Origin of the sequence: Streptococcus sp. HMSC072G04 (assembly GCF_001813295.1) — a bacterium.
In the GTDB taxonomy this organism is placed as follows: Bacteria; Bacillota; Bacilli; order Lactobacillales; family Streptococcaceae; genus Streptococcus.
Genome location: NZ_KV812046.1, coordinates 1 through 10,399, shown reverse-complemented (window position 1 = coordinate 10,399; position 10,399 = coordinate 1). Strand labels below are relative to the sequence as shown.

At 39.2% G+C, this 10,399-nt stretch carries 12 protein-coding genes and 1 pseudogene; 10 read left to right on the top strand and 3 right to left on the bottom strand.

The annotated features are described in order from the left end of the window. Positions 1 to 449 precede the first annotated feature (449 nt). The 3 genes from HMPREF2904_RS10015 to HMPREF2904_RS10005 all read left to right on the top strand — a co-directional run bounded on the left by HMPREF2904_RS10015 (position 450) and on the right by HMPREF2904_RS10005 (position 3,574). Positions 450 to 1,316: an Rgg/GadR/MutR family transcriptional regulator gene (locus HMPREF2904_RS10015; protein WP_021153668.1), complete on the top strand. Its 867-nt coding sequence runs from the start codon at positions 450 to 452 to the stop codon at positions 1,314 to 1,316. A gap of 254 nt (positions 1,317 to 1,570) precedes the next feature. Then, positions 1,571 to 2,767 (top strand): MFS transporter, encoded by a 1,197-nt coding sequence (locus tag HMPREF2904_RS10010; RefSeq protein ID WP_256263289.1) that lies wholly within the window; start codon positions 1,571 to 1,573, stop codon positions 2,765 to 2,767. 150 nt (positions 2,768 to 2,917) lie between these two features. Continuing rightward, positions 2,918 to 3,574: a CBS domain-containing protein gene (locus HMPREF2904_RS10005; RefSeq protein WP_003005183.1), complete on the top strand. Its 657-nt coding sequence runs from the start codon at positions 2,918 to 2,920 to the stop codon at positions 3,572 to 3,574. 42 nt (positions 3,575 to 3,616) lie between these two features. On the opposite strand, the gene HMPREF2904_RS10000 is transcribed toward HMPREF2904_RS10005, so the two are convergent. Continuing rightward, positions 3,617 to 4,504 carry a YitT family protein gene (locus HMPREF2904_RS10000; RefSeq protein WP_070662471.1) on the bottom strand — a complete coding sequence of 296 codons (888 nt, stop codon included), beginning with the start codon at positions 4,502 to 4,504 and terminating at the stop codon, positions 3,617 to 3,619. 149 nt (positions 4,505 to 4,653) lie between these two features. Between HMPREF2904_RS10000 and tmk the strand changes: the two genes are divergently transcribed. Genes tmk through HMPREF2904_RS09965 form a run of 7 tightly spaced genes read left to right on the top strand, consistent with a single transcriptional unit; the run spans position 4,654 to position 8,805 of the window. Then, on the top strand, positions 4,654 to 5,292 hold the full coding sequence (gene tmk, locus HMPREF2904_RS09995) for a dTMP kinase (protein ID WP_049472085.1): 639 nt from the start codon (positions 4,654 to 4,656) through the stop codon (positions 5,290 to 5,292). Continuing rightward, complete coding sequence (locus HMPREF2904_RS09990) at positions 5,289 to 6,182, top strand: DNA polymerase III subunit delta' (protein WP_070662468.1); 894 nt, start codon at positions 5,289 to 5,291, stop codon at positions 6,180 to 6,182. Before tmk ends, HMPREF2904_RS09990 begins: the two co-directional genes overlap by 4 nt. Before the next feature lie 9 nt (positions 6,183 to 6,191). Then, entirely contained in the window at positions 6,192 to 6,512 is a 321-nt protein-coding gene (gene yabA, locus HMPREF2904_RS09985; protein WP_003005416.1) for a DNA replication initiation control protein YabA, read from the top strand. A 2-nt stretch (positions 6,513 to 6,514) separates the two neighbouring features. Continuing rightward, positions 6,515 to 7,372, top strand: a complete 858-nt coding sequence (rsmI, locus tag HMPREF2904_RS09980; protein WP_049474313.1) for a 16S rRNA (cytidine(1402)-2'-O)-methyltransferase — start codon at positions 6,515 to 6,517, stop codon at positions 7,370 to 7,372. Between the two features lie 17 nt (positions 7,373 to 7,389). Then, complete coding sequence (locus tag HMPREF2904_RS09975) at positions 7,390 to 7,971, top strand: GNAT family N-acetyltransferase (RefSeq protein ID WP_003017544.1); 582 nt, start codon at positions 7,390 to 7,392, stop codon at positions 7,969 to 7,971. After that, on the top strand, positions 7,955 to 8,446 hold the full coding sequence (locus HMPREF2904_RS09970) for a methylated-DNA--[protein]-cysteine S-methyltransferase (RefSeq protein WP_070662465.1): 492 nt from the start codon (positions 7,955 to 7,957) through the stop codon (positions 8,444 to 8,446). The genes HMPREF2904_RS09975 and HMPREF2904_RS09970 overlap by 17 nt, the downstream gene beginning before the upstream one ends. A 5-nt stretch (positions 8,447 to 8,451) precedes the next feature. Further along, complete coding sequence (locus tag HMPREF2904_RS09965; RefSeq protein WP_070662462.1) at positions 8,452 to 8,805, top strand: arsenate reductase family protein; 354 nt, start codon at positions 8,452 to 8,454, stop codon at positions 8,803 to 8,805. A gap of 54 nt (positions 8,806 to 8,859) precedes the next feature. On the opposite strand, the pseudogene HMPREF2904_RS11235 reads toward HMPREF2904_RS09965, so the two are convergent. Continuing rightward, positions 8,860 to 9,989: pseudogene (locus HMPREF2904_RS11235) on the bottom strand (IS3 family transposase). 182 nt (positions 9,990 to 10,171) lie between these two features. Next, a partial coding sequence (locus HMPREF2904_RS09950; RefSeq protein ID WP_141751218.1) for an LPXTG cell wall anchor domain-containing protein occupies positions 10,172 to 10,399 on the bottom strand: 228 nt, incomplete at its 5' end.

The window sequence follows — 10,399 nt, the reverse complement described above, 5'->3', positions numbered from 1 at the left end:
AGTCAAAATAGGAAGTTTGACGCAGAATCTTTCGATTCTAGGAGAACTTATCTTTTTGGCACAATCTGCGGCCAGTATTCAATTCGTTTTGAGCCCCTTCGCTTTTTAATTTCTTAGCTCAGGCTAAAACAGTTCCCCGAACTGTTTTACTCTCAAAACTCCCGAGTGCTATAAACAATAATGTTTCTAGCACTTTTCTCACGGCGGAAAGTTTCAATATACTCCCAAATGATTCAAAAAATAGCATAATTTCTATCATGAAGAAACATTAATCTCATTTTATAGGAAAAACAGTTTGAATATGTTCGAAAGAAAGGTCCTGAAGACCTTTCTTTTTTCATTTTTACTGGCTAAGATTTTTCTTAGTAAAATAATTTAAAATATATAATTTCCTTTATTAATTTGGTAAAATAAACGTAATTACTAATGACTGAAATGGATTATAAGTTATGCATATAGATCGAAAAATTCAATTGGGTGAATTATATAAGGAACTGAGAATTGCCAGAGGCTTAAAACAAAAGGATGTTGCTAGGAAAGGGTTAAGCATAGCACAATTGTCTAAATTTGAAAATGGGCAAACGATGTTAAGTGCTGATAAATTATTAATAGCGATAGAATCAATCCACATGACTTTTGAAGAGTTTGGCCATAAATTAAATAATTATGAATTACCTAAAGATATTATTTTAGGTAAGAAGATATCCACTTTATTTTTGAAACAGGATATTAAAGGATTAGAGTATCTATTAACTGAAGTATTACAGAGTGAAGAGACGGATCGATATCAAAGAATTCAGTCATTCATTATTGAAAATGCGATACATTCATTAGATCAAAACTATGAAAGAAATATAGAAGATAGAAAAGTATTGGTAGATTATCTATTTTCAATTGAATCTTGGACATGGTTTGAATTATATGTATTTGGAAATACAATGACTTTAATTTCAGATGAAGATCTATTATTTTTTGGAGATCAGCTTGCGGAAAGGACTAAAGATTATAATTTTCTTAAACACAATTTAAGTTCTTTAAAATTAACGTACATAAATTTAATTGGCGAATTGATTTTAAGAAAAATTGATACTCAAGTTCCATTGTTTATACTCGAGCTAGAAAAGCTTCTTTTCCCATATGATATGCTAGAAATCATGTTGTTAAAATTTTTAAAATTAGTAAATGGTTACTTAAAGTCAAAAAATTCTAAAAAGGAAATTAAACAATTTATAGAGTCTCTTCGAGTTGTTGGTGATAGTCAACTGATTAATATTTTAGAGGTAAAATTGGACCAGTTTGGGATACATATAAATTAGGCAAAAGATCAGATGTATGAGATAGGATATTTCATATTTGAAACTCTGTTAAATATTTAAAATTTAGTAGTAAACTATATTTAGATATAACAATTAAATACTTCGATATTTTGTTAATTCATATAAAAGAAAAAGTAATTCTGAAAAACTTAAAAATATTTTTTATTTGAATGAAGTTATGTCTATCAAGTTTCTACTAGAAAGGTATAGCAGATGAAAGTTTTTTTAGAAATATTTTTTTTAGGAATCTGGTCTTGTCTAGTTTCTTCGATGATTTAGGTTCAACCATTTATAATCTTGTTTTTGTAGTTTTTGCAGCAAGTATGGCGAATAGTAAATTGGCGGTTGGTGTAGCAAGTTTTATACAATATATTCCAACGATTTGTGCTCTTTTTATTGCAATGCAGGCTGACAAAACAAAGAATAAGAAATTGTGGTTGCTATTATTAGGATATATACAAGCAGTATTATTTATTATGGTTGCGTTCTTATCGAAAGAAAATTCATGGCTAGTTTTCTCGATCGTATGTTTCATTAACATCCTATCAGATTGTATTGCAGAGTACAGAAGAGGCCTAGTATTACCTATGTTTCAGTCACACATTCCCGAAGAAGACCTGATGGAAGCGTACTCTTTTGATCAAGTAATAAGTCAAATAACTTTGATTTCTGGTCAAACTTTGGGAGTTTGGTTACTAACGATTTCTCATAATAATTTCTTCTTTTTAGCTACGATAAATGCTATAAGTTTCTTATTATCATCGATGGTATTGCTTAAAATCCAAAGACAATTGACACATCCAGAAGTTAATTATTCACCAGAAAATGAGTTTATCTCACAACTTAAGAACCTTTACAAAAATAGTAAAAGTATATTTAAATATCAAGAGAAAGTACGTTTTGGTCTAATGATTTTTTCAATTTTAGGATTAAATTCGCTAGGCAGTGCTATTTTAATAATGTACAATTTGAAATTTACAGAAATAACTCCTTTTGGTTTATCTTTTGCTCAGTCGGTGTTTTTACTTCAAACAATATTATTTGTTTCAGCCCTAATTGGTGGAATGACCCCTAATGATTATTTTTCTAAACTTTCACTTATTAAAATACTTCAAATAGATAGTGGATTATTAATAGTCATAGGAATATGTGGTTGGATAAATGGTTTGGAAATTATTTCCTTTAGTGTGTTGGCATTCATGATGTATCTTAGTAGTAAGGTAAATCCCAAATTAAATAGTCTCTTAATGGCAAAACTTCCACCGGATATTCTTGCACAAACTAGTAGTTTTTTTAAGGTCATATCAGTATTATCAATGCCAATAGCAACTATTTTATTTACAAGTTTATCTATGTGGAACTCTCAGTTTGCCTGGGGTATATTCTTATTATTATCCATTGTGGTATTTGTACTTTCCTTATTTTCTAATAAATCGATTACTAGTGACTAAGATTAGTTTACAAGATTTAAATGTTGCATAAAAAGGTACGTGTGTTTGATTTTTCTAAATTTTGAAAACAAGAGAAAACTGCTGAAAGCGTTTGAAATCATTCTTAAAATCAAGTATAATAAAACTAATAAAAGCATAGGAGAACTTGTTATGGCTGTTAAAGATTTTATGACACGTAAAGTGGTTTATATTAGTCCAGATACTACAATTGCCCATGCGGCAGATTTGATGCGCGAACAAGGTTTGCACCGTTTGCCAGTCATTGAAAATGATAAATTGGTTGGCTTGGTGACAGAAGGTACGATTGCAGAAGCAAGTCCATCTAAAGCAACAAGCTTGTCTATTTTCGAGATGAACTATCTGTTGAACAAGACCAAGGTCAAAGATGTCATGCTTCGCGATGTTATTACCGTCTCTAAATTTGCAAGCTTAGAAGATGCGACCTACCTCATGTATAAGAACAAGGTGGGAATTCTTCCAGTCGTGGACAATGACCAAGTATCTGGTGTCATCACAGACCGTGATATTTTCCGTGCCTTCCTTGAAGTATCCGGTTATGGAGAAGAAGGAGTTCGTGTTCGCTTTGTGACAGAAGATAAGGTTGGCGTTCTCGAACAAATCATTCACTTGATTGTAGAAGAAGGGTATAACATCGCCAATACAGTCAATATCCCAACCAAAGACGATCGTGTCGTTATCGAAGTTCAAATTGATGGGGTGACAGATCTAGAAGGAATCCGTAGTAAATTTGAAGCCAACGGTTTGAAAGTCGATGAAATCACTCGAACAACCGCAAAAGCAATTTAATAGAAAAATCAGGCTGGATGACAATCCAGTCTGATTTTTCTATTAACGGTTAATGGGTTGTTTTTCTTTATCTAAAGTGAAGCCTTCGCCGAGAATTTCATGGGCTTCAGAAATGGTGATAAAGGCGAATGGATCAATACGATTGATGATGTCTTTCATTTGTTTCATCTCATTCCGTGAAACGACACAGTAGACGATATCCAGGTCCTTACGGCTGTAATAGCCCATCCCGCGGATAAAGGTAATCCCGCGACCCAGATCATCAGATACCTTTTTGGCAATTTCTTCTGGTTTAGAGGTAACGATAAGGAAGCCTTTTCCAGCAAAACCACCTTCTCCAATCAAGTCGATCACAAGGGTGTCAATCAGGATGAAGAAGAGGGTATACATCGCTGTACGGACATCTTGGAAGACTACGACAACAGTTGTCAGAACAATGGCATCTACAATCAACATGAGTTTTCCCATACTGAGGGAAGTGTATTTGTTAAAGATGCGAGCGAGGATATCTGTTCCTCCAGTAGTTCCACCGGCATTGAAGATGATCCCTAGCCCCAAACCAAGCACAACCCCTGAGGCGATACAGGCAAGCAGAATATCTCCCTTAAAGGCTGTAAAGATAAAGTGATGGTAATGGTGGCTGAGGGGCATGGCTTCAAAAATTGCCATCCATGCCGAAACTGAAAAGGTCCCCAGTAAGCTCAGATAAAGAGATTTCTTGCCCAGCAGTTTCCAAGCCAGAACGAAGAGAGGGATATTGATCAGCAAGTTCATCAGGGATACGGGGACTTTTAAGAGGTAATAGGTGATCAAGGTAATCCCTGTCGCTCCTCCTTCATAGAAGTGAAAGGGAATGACCAAAAAATAGATCCCAAATGAAAAAATGCCGGCCCCAAAGATGATAGCCAGAATATCTTTAAATTTAAACATGATAGGTTGTCTCCTAAAACTTTATAAGATCATTGTAACAAAAAAGTGAAAAAATGAAAATGACTTTGAAAAATTTTCTCTCCTAAAATACAAGATTTTTACCCTTATTTTTGGTAAAATAAAAAGTAGAAAACTAGAAAGAGGATACTATGGTAAACGGTACATTAATTTCATTTGAAGGTCCAGAAGGAGCGGGAAAATCATCGGTCCTAGAAGCCGTTTTGCCTCTACTTGAAGAAAAAGGAATTCCTTTTATTACAACCCGTGAACCAGGCGGTGTAGACATTGCAGAAAAGATCCGCCAAGTCATTTTAGATCCAGACCATACTAGTATGGATGCCAAGACCGAGTTGCTGCTCTATATTGCTAGTCGCCGGCAGCATTTGGTGGAACGTGTCTTGCCAGCTCTTGCAGCTGGGAAAATCGTCTTGATGGACCGCTTTATTGATAGCTCGGTCGCTTATCAAGGGTATGGTCGCGGTCTGAGTGTGGAAGATATCGAGTGGCTCAATCAATTTGCGACAGATGGTCTTAAACCAGATCTCACCCTTTACTTTGATCTGGATGTCGAAGAAGGGCTCGCTCGAATTGCCAAAAACCAAGAGCGGGAAGTCAATCGTTTGGATTTGGAAGGATTGGAGCTTCACCAAAAAGTCAGACAAGGTTATTTGGCCTTGTATGAAAAGGAACCAGAGCGCATTGTGAAAATCGATGCCAGTCAATCCTTTGAAGCAGTCTTTGCGGATGTCTTGGCTGTTTTAGAAAATCGCTTGGGGATATTGAAATGAAGCTAGAAGAGATCCAACAGCTCCAGCCGGAATTGGTGGAGCGCTTCACCCAGATCTTAGAACACAAACAGCTCAGTCATGCTTATCTTTTTACAGGCTCTTTTGCCAGTTTTGAGATGGCCCTCTTGTTAGCTCAAAGTCAATTTTGCGAAGATTTGCAGGGAGTCTGGCCTTGTGGCAACTGCCGGTCCTGCCGCTTGATTGCTGAAGAAGAATTCTCAGACGTGAAGATCGTGCGTCCGGTCAACCAGATCATTAAGACTGACCGTATTCGCTTGCTGGTTCAAGACTTTTCTCAATCAGGGTTTGAAGGAAGTCGGCAGGTCTTTATCGTCCAAGATGCGGATAAGATGCATACCAATGCGGCCAACTCTCTCTTAAAAGTCATGGAAGAGCCCCAGAGTGAGATCTATCTCTTCTTGTTGACATCCGATGAAAACTTGATCTTACCGACCATCAAGAGTCGGGCCCAGCAGGTCCATTTTCCTAAAAAGCAAGCCTACCTAACCGAACTGCTAGAAAAAGAAGGCTTGATCAAATCACAGGCAAATTTAGTAGCTCGTTTTAGTTTTAGTCTCGAAGAGGCAGAGCAGCAAAAAAAGAATGCTACGTTTTTTGAACTGGCAAAAGTTTGTGATCAATTCATCGAACGTTGTCAATCCAGTTTGAATCGTGCTTATTTGGAAGTGACCCGCTTAGTAAGCCTAGCAGATGATAAGGAAAAACAAAGCCAGGCCTTTCGTTTGATGGAGTTGGCTTTAGAAGAGCAGTTGCGCTTGAGTAGATCCCAGCAGTTGCTTGAGAAATTGAGTCTTGCTCGCGGGATGTGGAAGGCCAATGTTTCTTTTCAAAATGCTCTAGAATATATGGTTTTGAGCTTAGAAAGTTAAGGAGTCAGAATGAATAAAAAAGAATTATTTGATGCTTTAGACGGCTTCTCTCAGAATTTGTTGGTCACCTTGGCTGAAGTCGAAGCCATCAAGAAAAATTTGAAACAAGTCATCGAAGAAAATACAGCTCTTCGCTTAGAAAATGATAAATTGAGAGAGCGTTTGGGGGAAGTTGAGAAGACTTCATCCGCAAAGTCCCAACACCATGGTCGTGAAAATTTGCAACGTATTTACAACGACGGTTTTCATATCTGCACTTATTCCTACGGTCAACGCCGTGAGAACGATGAAGAGTGTATGTTTTGTGACGAGTTGTTATTTAGGGAGTAAGCATGCAGATCCAACGAAGTTTTAAAGGGGAAAAGAAAACAGGGGTGCTATACCTGGTCCCAACACCGATCGGTAATCGTGAAGATATGAGTTACCGTATGGTCCAGACCTTAAAGGATGTGGACTTGATCGCAGCTGAGGATACTAGAAATACAGGCCTCTTGCTCAAGCATTTTGAGATTACGACACCCCAGACCAGCTTTCATGAGCACAATGCCGTGGAGAAAATTCCAGATCTGATCGCCCATTTAGAATCAGGAAAGGATGTGGCACAAGTCTCAGATGCAGGACTTCCTAGTATCTCTGACCCTGGTCATGATTTGGTCAAGGCAGCGATTGAACGAGAGATTCCTGTCGTAGCTGTGCCTGGTCCTAGTGCAGGTATAACGGGTTTGATTGCCAGTGGCCTAGCCCCTCAACCTCATATTTTTTATGGATTTCTGCCTCGCAAAGAGGGGCAACAGAAGGCCTTTTTCCAAGAAAAAGTGGCCTATCCGGAGACTCAGATCTTTTATGAATCGCCTCATCGGGTGAAGGCAACCTTAGAGAATATGTTGGCTGTCTATGGGGATCGTCCTGTCGTCCTGGTTCGTGAATTGACCAAGATCTACGAGGAATATACTCGTGGCAGTATTTCTGAGTTAGTCGCATTTCTTGAAGAAAATCCTCTCAAAGGGGAGTGCCTCTTGATTGTCGAAGGAGCCAAGGAAGAAGAGCTAGACCTAGAAGAGGTCGACTTGATCCAAGAGATCGATACCTTGGTCCAAGAGGGCATGAAGAAAAATCAAGCAATTAAACAGGTCGCCAAACAATACGGCCTGCAAAAGAGTGAGCTCTATGCTCGTTACCATCAAGACTAGGAAAGGTTGGAAGCAGGATGGAAATTAGAATGGCTTATCCCAACGAAATTAAGCGAATTATGGAAATCATCCAAGATGCCAAGGAAAGTCTGGCTCAAAGACAGGTCGACCAGTGGCAGGATGGCTATCCAGATGAAGAGATCATTTTTGAGGATATTCTAGAAAGTCGTGGCTATGTGGCGGTTGAAGATCAGGAAGTCGTCGCCTATGCAGCCGTCTACAAGGGAAATGAAGCGGCTTATAATGAGATTTACGATGGCAAGTGGGAGCATGACAACTATATGTATGTCACTTTTCACCGCGTCGCTGTAGCCAAAGAAGCTGCTGGCAAAGGGGTGGCTCAGACCTTCCTTCAAGGTTTAATCGAAGGGGAAAAAGGGCCGGATTTCCGTTGCGATACGCACCCGGATAATGTGGTGATGCAGCATTTACTTGAAAAATTGGGCTACCATTATTGTGGAAAGGTCCCTATTGATGGAGTCCGTCTGGCTTATCAAAAGATCAAGCGAAAAGCAGAAACCAGTCTATTCCAAGTGGTCTCAGAAGAGGACCGCTGGGACCAAAGAGCGGAAGCAGCCTACAATGACTCTCTATCTTAAACAATTCTATGAAAGCCCTATGGGGCTTCTTTCGATCATTGTCAGTGAAGAAGGCCTTGTAGAGCTTGATTTTTATGATCCGAAAGAGGAGGCGCCTGATCCCTATGGGGCGCTGGAGCAGATCCATCCCTACCATGAGAAGGTGAAGGACTGGTTGGACCACTATTTTGCGGGAGATCCAATCGCTATCAGTTTTCCACTAGCACCGCAAGGAACAGCCTTCCAAGAGCGGGTGTGGCAGTTATTGCGAGAGATCCCATATGGTGAGACCAAAACCTATGGCCAGCTGGCCCAGGATCTTTCTTGTGGTTCAGCCCAGGCCGTAGGACAGGCTGTCGGACGCAATCCCTTGACGATCTTAGTCCCTTGTCACCGCGTGATGGGAAAAGATGGACAACTGACGGGCTATGCGTCTGGACTCGATCGCAAACGCTGGCTCTTACAGCATGAAGGAATTACCTGGAAGGAGAAATAAAATCGATGTATACCTTTATTGAATACCCAAAATGTTCGACTTGTCGAAAGGCTAAATCAGAATTGGACGGTCTCCAATGTGACTTTCAAAGCCAAAATATTGTCACAGAAACACCGACTAGCCAAGAATTGCAAGACTGGATGGCAGCTTCTGGTCTACCGATCAAGTCTTTCTTTAATACTAGCGGGATGAAATACCGGGAACTCGGTTTGAAAGATAAGGTGGATCAACTGACAGTGAAAGAAGCGGCGGATCTCCTTGCTTCAGATGGTATGCTGATCAAACGGCCTCTGCTTGTCAAAGACGGAAAAGTAGTTCAAGTGGGCTACCGGAAACCATATGCGGACTTAGGCTTGTAATTGAAAAGGGAGTTGGAGGCACTGCACCCCAATAATGGGACAAGAAACCCCCTCTTATGCGACCAGTTTTCTGTAATTTACAGGAGACTGGTCATTTAATTTTTGTTGAATTCTAGTTTCATTATAAAATATGATGTAATTTTTGACAATATCTATTATACTATCTTTAGTTAGGTTTCTCCACTTATGGAGATAGAATGTTTCAGACTTGAGAACAGAATGGAACTATTCGATACGTGCATTATCTGCTGGTGTTCCTTTTCGGGACATAGAGCGGGTGATGCCTTTTTCTGTACAAGCTTGATAGTAGGCTTTTGAGGTGTAGACAGATCCCTGGTCGCTGTGTAAAAGTGCTCCTTGAGGTAGCTCAAGTTGATGAAGTGTGTCGAGCACAAAGTCCGTATCTTGACACTCGGAGATGCTATAAGCTACTATTTCACGATTATAGAGATCCATGATTGAAGATAGATAAAGTTTACAGTTTCCAAAGTAGAGGTAGGTGATATCTGTGACAAGCTTCTCCATCGGCTTGTCTGCCTGAAAATCACAATCCAGCTTATTGTCTGTTACATGGTAAGGCTTCCCTAATTTAGGTCCCTTCTTGGGACGGACACGGCAAAGGTAGCCCTTTTCCTTCATGATACGATAGACCTTCTTGCGATTAACGGCGAGGTTATAAACTTTCTTTAGTAAGCGAGTGATGGTTCGATAGCCGTAAATAAAGCGATTTGCCATACAGAGTTGTTCGATTTTATCTGCTATTTCGTCTCTTTTCTGAGAATTCTTACACTCCTGTTTCCAGCGATAAAAGGTGGAGCGTTTGACGCCGAAACACTCTAAAATAATAGATACAGGGCACGTTTTCTTATACTCTTCCACTAGCTTGATAAGACTTACTTTGTCGATTTTCTTACCAAGCTCTGATACTTTTTTAGTAATTCTACCTGCAAACGTAACTGTTCGACTTCAGATAATTGTTTCATTCCTTTACCATAAGTATATTGTTTCCCCACAGGTTGGTGGAAACAGTACAATTCATCATTCTGATACCAACGCCACCAGGTTTTCACCTGAGTAGCGTTTTTGATACCGAGGGTATCCATGATAACCTTATTTGATTTACCTGCCTTCTTCATTTCGATACAGGCTAGCTTAGTTTCTACCGAATATGCTTTTTTGACCATAACAAAACACTCCTGTTTCTAGTTTACCAGATTTCAACAGGAGTGTTTTCTTGTGTCTCGTTTTATGGGTGCAGTGCCAAAGTTTGATTTTTTCTGTCTAACTTTTGGGGTGCAGTACAATCAGTTGCTTTTTTTGGGGGCCAAGAGATTGTTGTCCCAGACTCTTTTATAAAACTATTTACTTAGTTCTCTGATTTTTTACTTTTTTTGAAAAGTGAAATACCAAAGATTCCAGCTAAAATAGCAAGAAGATCCATAGCTAATGGCGAATCAGAAGTTCCTGTATTTGGCAACTGAGCTTTTTTTGGAGCTGATTTTTGCTCAGTAGATTGAACGTTTTCTGGTTGAACAGGATTTGGAGCTGGCTCTGGATCTGGTGTTGGTTTTGGATCCGGAGTTGGTTTTGGATC